Here is a 16,130-nt window from a genome sequence, read left to right as displayed (position 1 = left end):
GGTCAGAGGCCGATCATCCGGCGGATGTCGGCGGGCGTGGCGCCGGCCTCGCGGTAGTGGCGGATCGCGCGCGCGTCGTCGCGCTTGGCCAGGCGCTTGCCGGCCTCATTGCGGATTAGCCGGTGGTGGAGGTAGCGGGGGGTCGGCAGGTCCAGCAGGCGCTGGAGCAGGACGTGGATGTAGGTCGCGTCGAAGAGGTCCTTGCCGCGGGTGACCAGGGTGATGCCCTGGGCCGCGTCGTCTACCACCACGGCGAGGTGGTAGGAGGCGCCCATGCCGCGGCGCGCGAGGATGACATCGCCGATGCCTTGGGCGAATTCGTCGGCTGAAAGGACGTGATCCTCGCCGGGCAGGATCGCCGCGTCGCGGAAGGCGATGCGGTCGATCTTCAGCGCGGCAAAGGCACGGGCGGTGTCGAGGCGGATGACGTCATCGGGCTCTGCCTCCTCATGGCGGCGGTGGCGGCAGGTGCCGGGATAGATCAGCCCGTCGGGCCCGGCCGGCAGGGCGCCCTCCTGCGGCGCCGAAAGGGCGGCGCGGATGTCGGCGCGGCGGCAGCGGCAGGGATAGGTGAGAGGGGCGAGGCGGGCGAGGGCGGCCTGGTAGGCGGGCAGGCGATCCGACTGGCGCATGACCGGCTGCGGCCAGTCGAGGCCGAGCCAGGCGAGATCCTGGAAGATCGCGGCCTCGTAATGGGGGCGGCAGCGCTCGCGGTCGATGTCCTCGATGCGGAGGTGGAAGCGGCCATGCGCCGCCGCCGTCAGGGCCGAGAACGCGTGGCCGAGATGCAGCAGCCCCGTCGGGGACGGGGCGAAGCGGGTCGCCTCGCCAAAGGCTACTGGGTCGCCAGCCATGCGCTGAAGTCGTCCTTGGCGCGTTGCGTGTAGGCCGGGTAGCGGTCCTTTCGGCCGCGGCGGCCGCTGCGCATCTCGGGCAGAGGCGGGAAAAGGCCGAAGTTCACGTTCATCGGCTGGAAGGTCTTGGCCTCGGCGCCGCCGGTGATGTGGTTGACGAGCGCGCCCATCGCCGTGGTGAAGGGCGGGGGCGGCAGGTCGCGCCGGAGCGCCTGCGCGGCAGCCATCCGCCCGGCCAGCAGGCCCATCGCCGCGCTTTCCACGTAGCCCTCGACCCCGGTCACCTGGCCCGCGAAGCGCAGGTTCGGGCGGGGGCGCAAGCGCATGCGGTCGTCGAGGAGGGTCGGCGAGTTCAGGAAGCTGTTTCGGTGGATGCCGCCGAGGCGGGCGAAGCTGGCGTTCTGAAGCCCCGGGATCATGCGGAAGACCTGGGTCTGCGCGCCGTATTTCATCTTCGTCTGGAAGCCGACGATGTTGTAGAGCGTGCCGAGCGCGTTGTCGCGGCGCAGCTGGACCACCGCATAGGGCTTGTCCTGCGGCTTGTGGGCGTTCGTCAGCCCCACCGGCTTCATCGGGCCGTGCCGCAGCGTCTCGCGGCCGCGCTCGGCCATGACCTCGATCGGCAGGCAGCCGTCGAAATAGCCGGCGGTCTCGCCCTCGTGGAACTCGGTCTTCTCGGCGGCGAGCAGGGCGTCGATGAAGCCCTCGTACTCGTCCTTCGTCATCGGGCAGTTGATATAGGCCTTCTGCTCGGCGAGGGTCTCGCCCTTGTCGTAGCGGGACTGCTCCCATGCGACGGACATGTCGATGGTCTCGGCATGGACGATGGGGGCGATGGCGTCGAAGAAGGCCAGCGCCTCGGTCCCGGTCACGCCGCGGATGGCATGGGCCAGCGCGTCCGAGGTGAGGGGGCCGGTCGCCACGATCCAGTTGCCGGTATCGGGCAGCTGGGTGATCTCGCCCGGCGCGATGGTCACCAGCGGCTCGGCCCGCAGCATCTGGGTGACGGCCGCCGAGAAGGCCTCGCGGTCGACGGCGAGCGCGCCGCCGGCCGGCAGGCGGTGGCGGCCGGCCATCTCCATGATGAGGCCCCCCGCCGCCCGCATCTCCCAATGGAGCTGGCCGACGGCGTTCATCACGTCGTCATCCGAGCGGAAGCTGTTCGAGCAGACCATCTCGGCGAAATCGCCGCTCTTGTGCGCGAAGGTCTCGACCGCGGGCCGCATCTCGTGCAGCACCACGGGCACGCCCCTGCGGGTGATCTGCCAGGCGGCTTCCGAACCAGCAAGGCCGGCGCCGATGATGTGAACGGGTTCCATGCGTGTCTCCATGGAGGATGAGCTAGCAACGCGGGGCCGGAATGGAAAGGGGCGGCGCCTGCGGCACCGCCCCCCGGATCTCGGCCAAGGCCGGCGGATTACTCGGCCGCAGCCTCTTCGCTGGCGGCTTCTTCGTCGCTGGAGCGCAGCGCCGAAGGGGCCGCGAGGTTGGCGATGACGAAGTCGCGGTCGATGGTCGGCTTGACGCCTTCCGGCAGCGTCACGTCGCTGATGTGGATGGTGTCGCCGATGTTGCGGCCTTCCAGGTCCACGGTGACGTGGTCGGGGATGTCACCCGCGGTCACGATCAGCTCGACCTCGTTGCGGACGGTCACGAGGGTGCCGCCGCGCTTGAGGCCGGGGGCCTTGTCGTGGTTCACGAACTCGACCGGGATGAACAGGTTCACCTTCGACGTCCGGCGCAGGCGCATGAAGTCAATGTGGATCGGCAGATCCTTCACGACGTCGCGCTGCACGCCGCGGCAGATCACGCGAACGTCGTCCTGACCCTCGACCTTCAGGTTCCACAGCGTGGACATGAAGCGGCCCGCGCGCAGCGTGGTCAGCAGCTTGTTGAATTCGAACTGGATGGCGACCGGCTCCTTGCCGTCGCCATAAACGATACCGGGCACCTTGCCGTCGCGGCGAGCTTGGCGGGCGGCCCCCTTGCCTGACCCCGCGCGTGCCTCGGCCACCAGATCAGGGATCTCTTTGGCCATGATGTAATTCCTTAGCAGTTGGTTGGATCGCCACCCTCCAAGGGTGCGTGGCGACGAAGCGTGCCCATAGCGCAGGACGCGGCCGTTGTGAAGCCCCGATCGCGGCGCGCTCAGGCGCCGTATTCGGTGAGGAAGCCCTCGGGCAGCAGCAGGTTGTGGCGGCCGAGGTTCTTCACGTCCCGCTCGCCGCAAAGCGCCATCGTCACGTCCAGTTCCTTGCGCAGGATCTCGAGCGCCTTGGTCACGCCCGCCTCGCCCATCGCGCCGAGCCCGTGGATCCAGGCCCGCCCGCTCCAGGTGGCATGGGCGCCGAGAGCCAGCGCCTTCAGGATGTCCTGGCCCGAGCGGATGCCGCTGTCCATGTGGATCTCGACCCGGTCGCCCACGGCCTCGACGATATGGGGCAGCATCCGGATCGCGCTGAGCGCCCCGTCCAATTGGCGGCCGCCGTGATTGCTGACGACGATGGCGTCGGCGCCGAAATCTGCCGCGATGCGCGCGTCCTCGGGGTCGAGGATGCCCTTCAGGATCAGCTTGCCGCCCCACATGTCGCGGATGCGGGCGACCTTGTCCCAGTCCAGCCGCTCGTCGAACTGCTCGGCCGTCCAGCTGCCGAGCGAGGACATGTCGCCAACGCCTTTGGCATGGCCCACGATGTTGCCGAAATAGCGCCGCTTCGTTTGCAGCATCCCGAGGCCCCACCGCCAGCGGGTCGCCAGGTCCATCATCACCGGCAGCGTCAGCTTCGGGGGCGCGGAGAGGCCGTTCTTGATGTCCTTGTGCCTCTGGCCGAGGATCTGCAGGTCCAGCGTCAGCACCAGCGCGCTGCAGCGGGCGGCCTTGGCGCGCTCGATGATGCCGGCCAGGAACTCCTGGTCCTTCATCACGTAAAGCTGGAACATGAAGGGCGCGGTGGTGTGCGCCGCCACATCCTCGATCGAGCAGATGGACATGGTCGAAAGGCAGAAGGGCACGCCGAACTTCTCGGCCGCGCGGGCGGCGTGGATCTCGCCGTCGGCGTGCTGCATCCCGGTGAAGCCGACCGGGGCAAGGCCCATCGGCATCGCGACCGGCAGGCCGACCATGTCGCCCCTGAGCGAGCGGTTGGACATGTCCACGGCCACCTTCTGGCGCAGGCGGATGCGGGCGAAATCGGTCGTGTTCTCGCGGAAGGTCTGCTCGGTGTAGCTGCCTGATTCGGCGTAGTCGTAGAACATCTTCGGGGTGCGCGCGCGGTGCAGCGCCTTCAGGTCCTCGATGCAGGTGATCGCGGGCATCCCGGCCTCTCCTCCGTTGGTCCGCGGTTCCTAGCAGGCGCGGCAGCGGCGTGCAATCACGCGCCCGCGCGGCGCATCCGCGCGCGGGTCTCGGCATCAATCACCGGCGCCTGCAGCTCGCGCGCCCGCTGCTGAAGCCCCGAGGCGCGCGCGGAGCTCGCCGCCTCCAGCGCCGCCGGGTCGAGGGGGCCGGCCGGGCCGCGGGCATGCGCCGGCAGGGCCGGCTCGGCCAGGATGCTGTCGGTCGGCAGAAGGCGCGGATAGGCCGCGCCCCCGTCGCAGGCGGCGAGGACGAGGCAGGCGATCAGGGCGGGGGCGGTCAGCGTCGGGAAGGGCCGGCGGAAGCGTGTCTGCATCGGCACAGCCTACGCCCGGTGTCCGGTGGCGACAAGCGGGCCGGTCGGTGCTTTTCCTGCCGCGCGGGGGGCGCTAGAAGGCGCGCATGGCCCGCACGTCTGGTTCCCGCGCCGAGATCACCGGCCCGCTTGTGCGGGGTGAAGCCCGCCGCCTTTTCGCGCGGCAGGGCTATGCCGCCGTCTCCATGCGCCAGATCGCGGCGGCGGTGGGGGTGCAGGCCGGCGCGCTATACGCCTACACGCCCGACAAGCAGGCGCTGCTGGCCGACCTTCTGGAAAGCCACATGCAGGAGCTGCTGGCCGCCTGGACGGACGCGCCCGAGGCGCCGCCGCTGGCGCGGCTCGAGCGTTTCGTGCGCTTCCACATCGACTTCAGCCTTGATCACGCCGACGCGGTCTTCCTGTCCTACATGGAGCTGCGCAACCTCACGCCCGAGAACTTCGCCCGCATCGCCGCGCTGCGGGGCCGCTACGAGGCCGTTCTCGAGCAGATCCTCCGCGCCGGCGTCGCCGAGGGCCAGATGCGGATCGAGGATGCCAAGCTCACGACCCTGGCCCTCATCGCCATGCTGACCGGCGTCACCAACTGGTACCGCGAGGGCGGCCGCCTCGACCGCGACCGCATCGCGCAAATCTACTGGGGTCTGGCCCGGGGCGCGGTGGGCGCCTGATTTCTCTGTTGCCCAAATACCCATCCACCGCTTGCCGCCCTGCGCCGCATCCGGGATAATCGCGCCATGTCCCTTCCCCCCGGCTTCCTCGACGAGATTCGCGCCCGCGTCCCCATCAGCCGGGTGATCGGCAAGAAGGTGACCTGGGATCTGAGGAAGTCGAACCAGGGCCGCGGCGACTGGTGGGCGCCATGCCCGTTCCACCAGGAAAAGTCCGCCAGCTTCCATTGCGACGACCAGAAGGGCTTCTATTACTGCTTCGGCTGCCACGCCAAGGGCGACGCGCTGACCTTCCTGCGCGAGCATGACGGCCTGCCCTTCATCGACGCGGTGAAGCTGCTGGCCGCCGAGGCGGGCCTCGCCATGCCCGAGCCCGACCCCCGGGCGCGCGAGCGCACCGACCGCCGTTCTCGCCTGCTAGAGGTGACCGAGGCCTCGGCCCGCTGGTTCCGGCTGCAGTTGCAGACCTCGGCCGCGGCCGAGGCGCGCGACTACCTGACGCGCCGCGGCCTCGATGCCGCCGCGCTCGAGCGCTTCGAGATCGGCTTCGCCCCCGACCAGCGGACCGCCCTGACCGCCGCCCTGCGCGAGAAGGGCTTCGACGAGGCGCTGATCGTCGAGGCCGGCATGTCCGCGCGGCCCGACGGGGGCGGGGCGGCCTATGACCGCTTTCGCGGCCGGATCATCTTCCCGATCCGCGACGGGCAGGGCCGCTGCATTGGCTTCGGCGGACGGGCGATGGACCCGAACGCGCGGGCGAAATATCTCAACAGCCCCGAAACGCCGCTCTTCGACAAGGGCCGCAACCTCTACAACCTCGGCCCGGCGCGCGGCGCGGTCGCCAAGGGCCAGCGGCTGATCGTGGCCGAGGGCTACATGGACGTCATCGCCTTGGCCCGCGCCGGCTTCGAGGGGGCCGTCGCCCCGCTTGGCACCGCCATCACCGAAGAGCAGCTGCGCCTGATGTGGCGCGTCTCGCCCGAGCCGGTGATCGCGCTCGACGGCGATGCGGCCGGACAGCGCGCGGCGCAGCGGCTCATCGATCTGGCGCTGCCGATGACGGGACCGGGCCAGGCGCTGCGCTTCGTCATCCTGCCCGCGGGGCAGGACCCGGACGACCTGATCACGTCCGCCGGCCCCGGCGCCATGGGCGCGCTGCTGGACGGCGCGCGCCCGCTGCTCGACCTTCTCTGGAGCCGCGAGACCGAGGGGCAGAGTTTCGACAGCCCCGAGCGCCGCGCCGCGCTGGAGGCGCGCCTTGCCGCCGCCATCGCGAAGATCCCGGACGAGCGGACGCGCGGCCACTACGCCAGCGAGCTGAAGCGCAAGCAGTGGGACCTCTTCGGCGCCCGCAAGCCGCAGGCTGCAAGCCGGCAGGGGCCAGCCGGGCGCAGCATGGCCCGTCGCGGCACGGGCGGGGCGCCGCCGCGCGCGCCGATCGGGCCGATCACGGTGACCTTGCCCGAGGCGGGCGAGGACCTGCTGGAAGGTGCGGCGCTCTTGATCTGCGCCTTGCGTCCGCCCTGCATGGCGGCCGTGGCGCCGCAGCTGGAACGGCTGCTGCCGCGCGATCCCGACCGCGCCGCGCTGCTTCACGACCTGCTGAGCGGGACCGACAGCGACGCCGGCCAGCGCGGGCTTGAAAGGCTGCGGCAGGACGCCCATCTGGGCCTGACCCCGACGGTGATCGAGCAGCAGGAGGTGGAGACGGCAAGCGCGATCCTGTGCAACCTCCTCGACCGGATGGAGGCGTTGCGCGCCGGCCGCGCCGAATTGGCCCGTGCCGAGGCCGAGATCCAAGGCGAGGCCGACGAGGGCCTGACCTGGCGCATCAGCCAGATCACCCGTGCCCGCCACCGGGCCGAGCGGCCTGACATGGAAAACCTCGGCGATTTCACCGAGGACCGTGACGCGCTTTCGACGCAGCTCGACGGCTGGCTCTCTGGCCAGATCTGGCGCAAGCCGCCGCGCCGCTAGGGGCAACGCGACACCCGCCAGTGCGGGCGCGAATCAACAGGCCCGCCCGGTCTTTGATTCGCCCCGCGATGGCGATACAACCGAGACAGATTCGTGACGATTCGGCACTGGCGTCCGAATCGGTCCCAGCCCGTGACGAGAAGGACCCCTTGATGGCCGCCAAGGACGACGAGCACGACAAGAGCGAGCGCGACGAGAACGCGCATACCCTGGACATGAGCCAGGCGGCGGTCAAGAAGATGATCTCCGAGGCGCGCGAACGCGGCTACATCACCTATGATCAGCTGAACGCCGTCCTGCCGCCCGAGCAGGTCAGCTCGGAGCAGATCGAGGACGTCATGTCGATGCTGTCCGAGATGGGCATCAACGTTATCGAGGATGACGACGCCGCCGAGGAAGCCGAGGGCGGCGCGGTCGTTCCCGCCGGCTCCGGCTCGCGCGAGGTCGCCGTCGCGACCTCCGAGACCGAGAAGCTGGACCGCACGGACGATCCCGTCCGCATGTACCTGCGCGAGATGGGCAGCGTCGAGCTGCTCTCGCGCGAGGGCGAGATCGCCATCGCCAAGCGCATCGAGGCCGGCCGCAACACGATGATCGCGGGCCTCTGCGAAAGCCCGCTGACCTTCAAGGCCATCACCATGTGGCGCGAGGAGCTTCTGGACGAGGAGATCCTGCTGCGCGACGTCATCGACCTCGAGACCACCTTCGGCCAGTCCATGGACGGCGAGGAGGGCGAGGAGGAGGAACTGACGCCTGACGACGAGGGCGCCGCCCCCGCCGCCAGCAAGCGCGAGGAATTCGACGCCGACGGCAATCCGCTGCGCGCCGACGAGGACGAGGACGAGGACGAGGGCGCCAACCTCTCGCTGGCTGCGATGGAGGCGAGCCTGAAGCCCCGCGTCCTCGAGACGCTGGAATCCATCGCGCTCTATTACGAGCGTCTGGCCGACATGCAGGACCAGCGCATGTCCGCGACGCTGAACGAGGACAGCAGCTTCTCGGCCAGCGCCGAAAGCGACTATCAGTCGCTGCGCAGCGAGATCGTCGTGCTGGTGAACTCGCTTCACCTGAACAACAGCCGGATCGAGGCGCTGGTCGACCAGCTTTACGGCATCAACCGCCGCATCGTGACCATCGACAGCGGCATGGTGAAGCTGGCCGACGCGGCGCGGATCAACCGGCGCGAGTTCATCGACGCCTATCGCGGCAGCGAGCTGGACCCGAACTGGGTCGAGCGGATGTCGGGCCAGGCCGGCCGGGGCTGGCAGGCCCTCTTCGAGCGCTCGCGCCCGCAGGTCGAGCGGCTGCGCGCCGATATGGCCGAGGTCGGCCAGTATGTTGGCGTCGATATCGAGGAGTTCCGCCGCATCGTCAGCCAGGTTCAGCGCGGCGAGAAGGAGGCCCGGCAGGCCAAGAAGGAGATGGTCGAGGCGAACCTGCGCCTCGTGATCTCGATCGCCAAGAAATACACGAACCGTGGCCTGCAGTTCCTTGATCTCATTCAGGAAGGCAATATCGGCCTGATGAAGGCCGTCGACAAGTTCGAATACCGCCGCGGCTACAAGTTCTCGACCTACGCGACTTGGTGGATCCGTCAGGCGATCACCCGGTCCATCGCGGATCAGGCGCGGACCATCCGCATCCCGGTCCACATGATCGAGACGATCAACAAGCTGGTCCGCACCGGCCGGCAGATGCTGCACGAGATCGGCCGCGAGCCGACGCCCGAGGAACTGGCCGAGAAGCTCCAGATGCCGCTGGAGAAGGTCCGCAAGGTGATGAAGATCGCCAAGGAGCCGATCAGCCTCGAGACCCCGATCGGGGACGAGGAGGACAGCCAGCTCGGCGATTTCATCGAGGACAAGAACGCCGTCCTGCCGCTGGACAGCGCGATCCAGGAGAACCTGAAGGAAACCACGACCCGCGTTCTGGCCAGCCTCACCCCGCGCGAAGAGCGGGTGCTGCGGATGCGCTTCGGCATCGGCATGAACACCGATCACACGCTGGAAGAGGTCGGCCAGCAGTTCAGCGTCACCCGCGAGCGCATCCGCCAGATCGAGGCGAAGGCGCTGCGCAAGCTCAAGCATCCGTCGCGGAGCAGAAAGTTGCGGTCGTTCCTTGACCAGTGACTTGCGCAGCTTCGACGGCCTCGGCTTCTTCCTCTATCGCAGCGCCTCGGCGCCCGGCCTCACAGAGGCCGGGCTCAGCCGCATTCTGGCGACCGCCCGCAGCCGCAACCAGAAGCTGGGGCTGACCGGCTGCCTGCATTACGAGGACGGGATGTTCTTCCAGTGGCTCGAGGGGCCCAGCAGCAGCCTGGTGCAGATCCTCGACGCCATCTCCGCTGACGATCGCCACGACCGGGTCGAGATCCTCGACCAAGGCCCGCTGGAGCACCGTCAGTTCCAGGACTGGCGGATGCGCTTTTCGGACCGCAACAGCGGATCGCTGACGGACTGGTTCGCGCGCTCGGACAACTCGACCGTGGACCGCAGCCACTACAACAACGGCGTCGTGTCGTTCCTGCTGTCGCTGGCCACCTGACCCTCTTGCGCGACGCGCACAAACTGTGAACACTCGGCCCCGGACAAAGGGGACGACATGCAGGACGCTCTACTTTCGCAGGCTTGGCCGTGGCAGCTTCTGGCGCTTGTGCTTGCCGCATTGGCGCTGGTCTTCTGGCAGCAGGCCGGGCGCTGGCGCGCACGGGACGCGGTGCGCGGCGCCGAGGCGGCTGCCCTGACCGGACGGGCCGAGACGGCCGAGCGCGGGCAGGCGGCGGCGCAGGGCGCGGCTCATCAGGCCGAGCTGAAGCTGACCGAGGCGCTGGCGCGGGCCGAGGGCGCGTCGCGCCGGCTGGCCGAGCTGGGCGAAGAGCGGGACGGGCTGACGGATGCGCTGCACGCGGCGCGCCGCGAGGTCGCCGGGCTCGAGATGCGCCTGGCCGAGACGCGGCTGGCGGCCGAGAAGGACCGCGAGGCCGCGGCGCGCGAGATCGCCACGCTGCGCGAGCTGCGCGAGGAGATGTCGGGCCAGTTCAAGCTGCTCTCGGCCGAGACGTTGCGGGTCCAGCAAGCCGACCTGCAGAAGGCCCATGGCGAGCAGCTCAGCGCGCTGCTGACCCCGTTCCGCGAGCAGGTCAGCCAGTTCCAGACGGAATTGTCCAGCCGGAACAAGATCCTCGACGAAGAATCTGCGAAACTGCGCGAGCACATCATGTCGCTGCACCAGCGCAGCGAAGAGATCAGCCGCGAGGCGGTGAACCTGACCCGCGCGCTGAAGGGTGACAAGCAGCGGCAGGGTGCATGGGGCGAGATGGTGCTGGAGCGGCTGCTGGAAAGCTCGGGCCTGATGCCGGACGTGCATTACCAGATGCAGGCCAGCTGGCGCGACGACGAGGGGAAGCTGTGGCGCCCGGATGTGGTGGTGAAGATGCCGCGCGGCAAGGTCATGGTCATCGACAGCAAGGTCTCGCTGAACGACTACGAGGCCGCGGTGACGCACGAGGACCCGGCCGAGGCCGCCGCGGCCCTGCGCCGCCACGTGACGGCCGTGCGCAACCACATCACCGCTCTTTCGGAACGGGGCTACCAGCGGATGGACGACGCTTCGGTCGATTACGTGCTGATGTTCATCCCCATCGAGGGCGCCTTCTCCGAGGCACTGCGGGCCGATCCCGCGCTGGCCGCCTTCGCGATGGAGCGGCGGGTGGGCCTGACCACGCCGACGACGCTGATGCTGACCCTCCGGACGGTCGAGCATATCTGGTCGGTCGAGCGGCGCGAGAGCAACGCGATGGAGATCGCTCGCCGCGCCGGCGCGCTCTACGACAAGATCGCCGGCGTGGCCGAGGCGATGGAGGCCGTCAGCCGCGCGCTGGACCAAGCGAACCGGGCGCAGGGGCAGGCGATGGACCGGCTCTGCCGCGGCTCGGGCAACGTGGTGCGGCAGGTGGAGATGCTGCGCGGCCTCGGCGCGCGGGCCAGCAAGCAGATCGCGCTGGACCACGACCGCGACGAGGGCGAGGAGCCGCCGCAGCTGGCGGGGCCGGAGGCGGCCGAGTGATCGGCCTGATCCGGCTGCACACGCAGGGGCCCGGCAGCTATGAGATCACCGCCGACGCCGCGCGCTTCATCGGCCAGCGGGCCGCGGCGGACGGGCTGCTGACGCTGATGATCCGCCACACCTCGGCCTCGCTGCTGATCCAGGAGAATGCCGACCCGGACGTGCAGCGCGACCTGAACGCCTGGCTGCAACGGCTGGTCCCGCCCGCGGATGACCCAGAAATGAGCTGGATCACCCATCGGGACGAGGGGCCGGACGACATGCCCGCGCATCTGAAGGCGGCGGTTCTGCCGGTCAGCCTGCAGATCCCGGTCGAGGCGGGGCGCATGATTCTGGGGCGCTGGCAGGGCATCTTCGTGATCGAGCACCGCGTTGCGGCCCATCGGCGCGAGGTGGCGGCGCTGTTCCAGCCCGCCTGATCACGGCCGGGTTCGCGACGTTAGTTTTGAGGCATCAGGTGGATCTCGCGGATCGCGGCACGGGGCGGCGCCTCGATGGCGTGCAGGACCGCCGCCGCGACATCCTCGGGCTGCAGCTTGTCGGGGGCGCCCTTGTCGAAGAAGTCCGTGTCCACCATCCCCGGCGAGATGACGGTGCAGCGCCCGCCCCATTCGCGCATTTCCTCGGCCAGGTTGCCCCCATAGCCGTGCACGAACCACTTCGTCGCGCCATAGATCGAGCCGGCGATGTGGATGCGCCCGGCCGCCGAGCCGGTCAGCACCAGCGAGCCGCGGCTGCGGCGAAGATGCGGCAGCAGGATGCGGGATGCGAGCACGACGCCCATCACGTTCAGCTCGATCATGCCGCGGATGTCGTCCAGGTCCGCCGCCTCGGTGCCCGGGCGCTTCAGCCCGCGCCCCGCATTGGCGAAGCCCGCGTCGATGCCGCCAAAGCGCTCTGCCGTGGCGGCGGTGGCGGCGGTCAGGTCGCGCTCGGAGGTGGCGTCGCCGGCATGGACCAGGGACTCGCCCGGCAGCTCCTCGGCCAACGCTTCCAGTTTGTCGGCCGAGCGCGCCAGAAGGGCGACGTTCCAGCCCGCCTTCGAGGCCAGCCGCGCGGTCGCGGCGCCGATCCCCGATGAAGCGCCCGTGATGAACAATGTCCGCGTCATGATCCTGCCCCAGCTTGTGCCCTCTCAGAACGAGGCAATCGGGACACAGGTTCCGGGCAGCGCATCTTGTGGCCTGTGGATAACCACTACCCAAGACCTGCCCGCGCCCCTATAGTCGCTGCGGATTGCCGGACCAAAGGGACAACCGATGCGCTGCCCATTTTGCGGAAACGTCGATACTCAGGTCAAGGACTCCCGCCCGGCCGAGGATAACGTCGCGATTCGGCGCCGGCGCTTCTGCCCTGCCTGCAGCGGGCGCTTCACCACCTATGAGCGGGTGCAGCTGCGCGATCTGGTGGTCGTGAAGACGAACGGGCGGCGCGAGGATTTCGACCGCGACAAGATGGCTCGTTCGATCCGCATCGCCATGCAGAAGCGCCCGGTCGAGCCCGAGCGGATCGAGCAGATGATCAGCGGCATCGTCCGCCGGCTGGAAAGCACCGGCGAAACGGACATATCGTCGAAGATGATCGGCGAGATCGTGATGGAGGCGCTCTCGCGCATCGACAACGTCGCCTATGTCCGCTTTGCCAGCGTCTACAAGAACTTCCAGGACGCCGGCGATTTCGACAAGTTCGTGGCCGAGCTGCGCCCCGGCAGCGGACGCGAGTGAGCCGCCCCGAGACCGACGCCCGGCACATGGCCCATGCGCTGCGGCTGGCCGCGCGCGGGCTTGGCAACGTCTGGCCCAACCCTGCGGTCGGCTGCGTGTTGGTGCGCGAGGGCCGTGTCGTCGGGCGCGGCTGGACCCAGCCCGGCGGACGCCCCCATGCCGAGCGGATGGCGCTGGACATGGCCGGCGCAGCGGCGCGGGGCGCCACCGCCTATGTCACCCTTGAGCCCTGCGCCCATCACGGCCGCACGCCGCCCTGCGCCGAGGCGCTGGTCGCGGCGGGGGTGGGGCGGGTCGTCTCGGCGATGACGGACCCCGATGCACGGGTGTCGGGACGCGGTCACGCCATCCTGCGCGCAGCAGGGATCGAGGTGACCGAGGGCGTGGCCGAGCCCGCCGCCCGCGCGCTGCAGGCCGGGTTTCTCAGCCGCGTGCTGCGCGGCCGGCCGCTTGTCACGCTCAAGCTGGCGACAAGCTTCGACGGCCGCATCGCCATGCCGGACGGCGAGAGCCGCTGGATCACCGGCCCCGCGGCGCGGGCGCATGTCCATCTTCTGCGGGCCCGGCATGACGCGGTGATGGTCGGAGGCGGCACCGCCCGCGCCGACCTGCCGCAGATGAACGTGCGTGGCATCCGCACGCCGCGCCAGCCGGTGCGCGTGGTGCTGTCGCGCCAGTCCTTGCCGGCGCTGGCGCCCGAGGGGCCGGACCACGGGCCGCTCTGGCAGGTTGCAGGCCCCTTGCCCGAGGTCCTGGCCCAGCTTGGTCAGCGGGGCATCACGCGGCTCTTCTGCGAGGGCGGCGGCGCCGTGGCGGCCGGCCTGCTGCGCGCGAACTTGGTGGACGAGCTGGTCGGCTACACGGCGGGCGTGGTCCTCGGCTGCGAGGCGCGGCCCGCGACGGGGCGGCTCGACTGGCCGGACCTCGCCACCGCCACCCGCTTCCGGCTGGTAGAGACGCGCGCCTTGGGCGGCGACGTGATCCACCGCTGGCGCCGAATCGAGGACTGACCGCCGGGACTACCGCCGCCAGAGCCAGGCATGGCCGGCCATCGCCCCCTGCGCCTTGGCAAGCACGCGCAGTGCCGGAGGGGCAGGAGCCATGCCCGCGGCAAGCCGCTCCAGCGCGACCTCGGGCGGGCAGGGCAAGCCCGTGACAGGATCGCGGTAGCGGGGATAGGCGATGAGGCAGGCATGGGCCAGCGCGGCAAGGCTGGGGCGGGCCGTGCGGCGGTCGGGGACCGAGCCAAGGTCATGCGTCAGGCCCCACCCCGCATAGAAGGGCGCACCGAGGGTCGTGACGGGCAGCCCGCGCAGAAGCGCCTCAAAGCCCATCGTGGAGGTGATGGTCCACAGCTCGTCCACCGCCTCGATCAGCCGCACCGGATCGGCCGCGTGGGCCACGTGGTCCGCGAGCCGCGCCAGCTCGGCCTCCGGGATGCGGCCGGGCCGCAGCCCCGCCTCGACATCGGGATGAGGCTTGTAGATGATCTGCGCCTCGGGTCGCTCGGCCCGCACCCGCGCCAGCAGGTCGAGATTGCGCCGCTCGGCCCCCGCGCCGCAGAGGATCGATGCGTCATCCTCGACCTGGCCGGGGACGAGGATGCGCGGACGCCCGTCGCGCGGCGGCAGGTCGGCCGCGCCGCCGAGATTGTACTTGGTCAGGCGCTGCCGGATCAGCGCCTCGATCAGCCGGGCGGCCCGCGCCTCTCCGCCGGGAGGCGGGCCGGCGGCGACCAGCGCCTCCAGCCGCGAGGGCATGCGCGGGTCGAAATAGATGCCGGCCTCGTCGACGATCAGCGACAGGGGCGGGGTCAGCGCCGCGCCGAGCCCGCGCGAGCGCAGGAACCCGTCCTCGACCCGCGCGGCCTGCGGCGACTCGGCCGCCTTGGCAGCCCAGACCAGCGTGACCTCGGGCCCGGGCCGGCGCACGTGCCGCAGCGGACGGACATCGCCGAACTCGCGCGCGAGAAAGCGCCGTTTCCAGAGCCGCATCCCGAAGGCCACATGACCCGCGCGATCCTGACGGAAGACGCGCGCCTCCGCCTCGATCTGGTCCAGCGCGCCGCTGAAATCCGTCAGCCTGTCGCGGCAGGGATCAAACCAGCGAGGACCGGTCAGGTGGCTGGCGACAAAAAGCGCGTCGGGGCTGGCCGTGCCGCGGGGGCCGCGGGGCAGGGGATCGCGGTCGTCGCTGAGGCCCCAGCCCGCATAGAAGGGCTGGCCGAAAAGGCGGGGCCGATGCCCCGCCAGAAGCGCCTCGTAGCCGAGTTGCGAGCTGACGGCATAGACCGCGTCCGCGTTGTCGACCAGGCGCCAAGGCGAGACGGGGCCGTCGCAGAGGATCTCGCCGGGCTTCAGGTCGACGGGTCCGAGATGGCCGGGGCGCAGGCCCGCGGCGGTCTCGGGGTGGCTGCGCAGGACGATGCGCTTGCCGGGATGCTCGTCCCGCGCGGCCTCCAGCATGGCAAGGAACAGCGGCCGGCCCGCCCCGAGAAGCGAGGCATCGCCCCGCGTCTGGTCGATGACCAGCACGTAGCCCGCAGGCGGGGGCGCGGCGGCCGGGTCGTGGGCGTTATACTTGGAGAGGTCCGCCGCGCGCAGGCGGGCGAGACCCTCGCGCGCAGCGGCCTGCTGCTGCGGGGATAGCGGGGCGCGGATGAGGCGCTCGAGCCGCGAGGGGCGGGCGGGGTCGAAATGCAGCCCGTCCTCGTCGATCATCAACCCGATGGGACCGCGTCGCGCAAGGCGGCCGCGGGCCCGGCCGGGCGGGATCGAGCGGAGGAACGCGTCCTCGACCGTCACGAGGGGCGCGTTCCAGCGCGCCGCGACGGCGCGGCCGCGCCAGGCGGTCGGGCTGGCGCCCCAGATGCCGACCGCGTCGCCCGCGCGCGGCAGGCCGAGCGTGACGTGCCAGCCGGACAGTTCAAGAATGCGGCGGAGGCGGGATTGGCGCAGGAAGCCGAGGTTCAAAACGCAAAGCCGCCGGAGGGGTCCGGCGGCTTGCAGGTCGTTCGTCAGGTCGGGGTCAGCCCCCAATGGACGCCAGGTCATTGGCGGTCGATGCGCTGCCGGTGATGGCCGAGAGCACCTTCTGCCACTGCACGTAGGGCGCTTCGGTGACATAGACCGTGTCGCCGTCGCGGATGATGAAGTCACGCGCCAGGAA

The 16,130-nt window shown here is 70.3% G+C and carries 15 protein-coding genes and 1 pseudogene; 8 read left to right on the top strand and 8 right to left on the bottom strand.

The features are described 5' to 3' along the window. Positions 1-2: 2 nt before the first annotated feature. From gluQRS to BLP73_RS16745, 5 genes are all read right to left on the bottom strand, one after another. The gene (gluQRS, locus tag BLP73_RS16765) at positions 3-854 is read right to left on the bottom strand and encodes a tRNA glutamyl-Q(34) synthetase GluQRS (RefSeq protein ID WP_090747453.1); all 852 of its coding nucleotides are present in this window, start codon (positions 852-854) and stop codon (positions 3-5) included. Beyond that, positions 836-2,173, bottom strand: a complete 1,338-nt coding sequence (gene trmFO, locus BLP73_RS16760; protein ID WP_090747450.1) for a methylenetetrahydrofolate--tRNA-(uracil(54)-C(5))-methyltransferase (FADH(2)-oxidizing) TrmFO — start codon at positions 2,171-2,173, stop codon at positions 836-838. Before trmFO ends, gluQRS begins: the two co-directional genes overlap by 19 nt. A 98-nt stretch (positions 2,174-2,271) precedes the next feature. After that, positions 2,272-2,892, bottom strand: coding sequence for a 50S ribosomal protein L25/general stress protein Ctc (locus BLP73_RS16755; protein ID WP_090747447.1), 621 nt, complete (start codon positions 2,890-2,892; stop codon positions 2,272-2,274). A gap of 110 nt (positions 2,893-3,002) precedes the next feature. Further along, positions 3,003-4,169 carry an alpha-hydroxy acid oxidase gene (locus tag BLP73_RS16750; protein ID WP_090747444.1) on the bottom strand — a complete coding sequence of 389 codons (1,167 nt, stop codon included), beginning with the start codon at positions 4,167-4,169 and terminating at the stop codon, positions 3,003-3,005. Between the two features lie 56 nt (positions 4,170-4,225). Further along, positions 4,226-4,525: a hypothetical protein gene (locus BLP73_RS16745; RefSeq protein ID WP_090747441.1), complete on the bottom strand. Its 300-nt coding sequence runs from the start codon at positions 4,523-4,525 to the stop codon at positions 4,226-4,228. An 86-nt stretch (positions 4,526-4,611) separates the two neighbouring features. Between BLP73_RS16745 and BLP73_RS16740 the strand changes: the two genes are divergently transcribed. From BLP73_RS16740 to BLP73_RS19640, 6 genes are all read left to right on the top strand, one after another. Then, positions 4,612-5,196: a TetR/AcrR family transcriptional regulator gene (locus BLP73_RS16740; protein WP_090747438.1), complete on the top strand. Its 585-nt coding sequence runs from the start codon at positions 4,612-4,614 to the stop codon at positions 5,194-5,196. A 66-nt stretch (positions 5,197-5,262) separates the two neighbouring features. Then, entirely contained in the window at positions 5,263-7,173 is a 1,911-nt protein-coding gene (dnaG, locus tag BLP73_RS16735; protein ID WP_090747434.1) for a DNA primase, read from the top strand. Positions 7,174-7,325: 152 nt separating this feature from the next. Beyond that, the gene (rpoD, locus tag BLP73_RS16730) at positions 7,326-9,302 is read left to right on the top strand and encodes an RNA polymerase sigma factor RpoD (RefSeq protein ID WP_090747431.1); all 1,977 of its coding nucleotides are present in this window, start codon (positions 7,326-7,328) and stop codon (positions 9,300-9,302) included. 1 nt (position 9,303) lies between these two features. Next, positions 9,304-9,717, top strand: a complete 414-nt coding sequence (locus BLP73_RS16725) for a BLUF domain-containing protein (RefSeq protein WP_175453406.1) — start codon at positions 9,304-9,306, stop codon at positions 9,715-9,717. Between the two features lie 57 nt (positions 9,718-9,774). Further along, on the top strand, positions 9,775-11,238 hold the full coding sequence (locus BLP73_RS19645) for a DNA recombination protein RmuC (protein WP_090747424.1): 1,464 nt from the start codon (positions 9,775-9,777) through the stop codon (positions 11,236-11,238). Next, positions 11,235-11,657, top strand: coding sequence for a secondary thiamine-phosphate synthase enzyme YjbQ (locus tag BLP73_RS19640; protein WP_090747421.1), 423 nt, complete (start codon positions 11,235-11,237; stop codon positions 11,655-11,657). The genes BLP73_RS19645 and BLP73_RS19640 overlap by 4 nt, the downstream gene beginning before the upstream one ends. Before the next feature lie 20 nt (positions 11,658-11,677). On the opposite strand, the gene BLP73_RS16710 is transcribed toward BLP73_RS19640, so the two are convergent. Next, positions 11,678-12,349 (bottom strand): SDR family oxidoreductase, encoded by a 672-nt coding sequence (locus BLP73_RS16710; RefSeq protein WP_090747418.1) that lies wholly within the window; start codon positions 12,347-12,349, stop codon positions 11,678-11,680. A gap of 148 nt (positions 12,350-12,497) precedes the next feature. Between BLP73_RS16710 and nrdR the strand changes: the two genes are divergently transcribed. Together nrdR and ribD are read left to right on the top strand one after the other, a co-directional pair. After that, entirely contained in the window at positions 12,498-12,962 is a 465-nt protein-coding gene (gene nrdR / locus BLP73_RS16705) for a transcriptional regulator NrdR (RefSeq protein ID WP_090747415.1), read from the top strand. Continuing rightward, positions 12,959-13,972 (top strand): bifunctional diaminohydroxyphosphoribosylaminopyrimidine deaminase/5-amino-6-(5-phosphoribosylamino)uracil reductase RibD, encoded by a 1,014-nt coding sequence (gene ribD / locus BLP73_RS16700; protein ID WP_281179940.1) that lies wholly within the window; start codon positions 12,959-12,961, stop codon positions 13,970-13,972. Before nrdR ends, ribD begins: the two co-directional genes overlap by 4 nt. Before the next feature lie 9 nt (positions 13,973-13,981). On the opposite strand, the gene BLP73_RS16695 is transcribed toward ribD, so the two are convergent. Further along, on the bottom strand, positions 13,982-16,015 hold the full coding sequence (locus BLP73_RS16695) for a capsular polysaccharide biosynthesis protein (RefSeq protein ID WP_090747412.1): 2,034 nt from the start codon (positions 16,013-16,015) through the stop codon (positions 13,982-13,984). Next, positions 15,990-16,130: pseudogene (locus BLP73_RS19800) on the bottom strand (polysaccharide biosynthesis/export family protein); the annotation flags it as partial. The pseudogene BLP73_RS19800 and the gene BLP73_RS16695, both read right to left, overlap by 26 nt.

Source organism: Paracoccus tibetensis, from assembly GCF_900102505.1.
Taxonomy (GTDB): Bacteria; Pseudomonadota; Alphaproteobacteria; order Rhodobacterales; family Rhodobacteraceae; genus Paracoccus; species Paracoccus tibetensis.
Note: the sequence above shows the minus strand (reverse complement) of the source record. Positions and strands in the feature narration are given on the sequence as shown.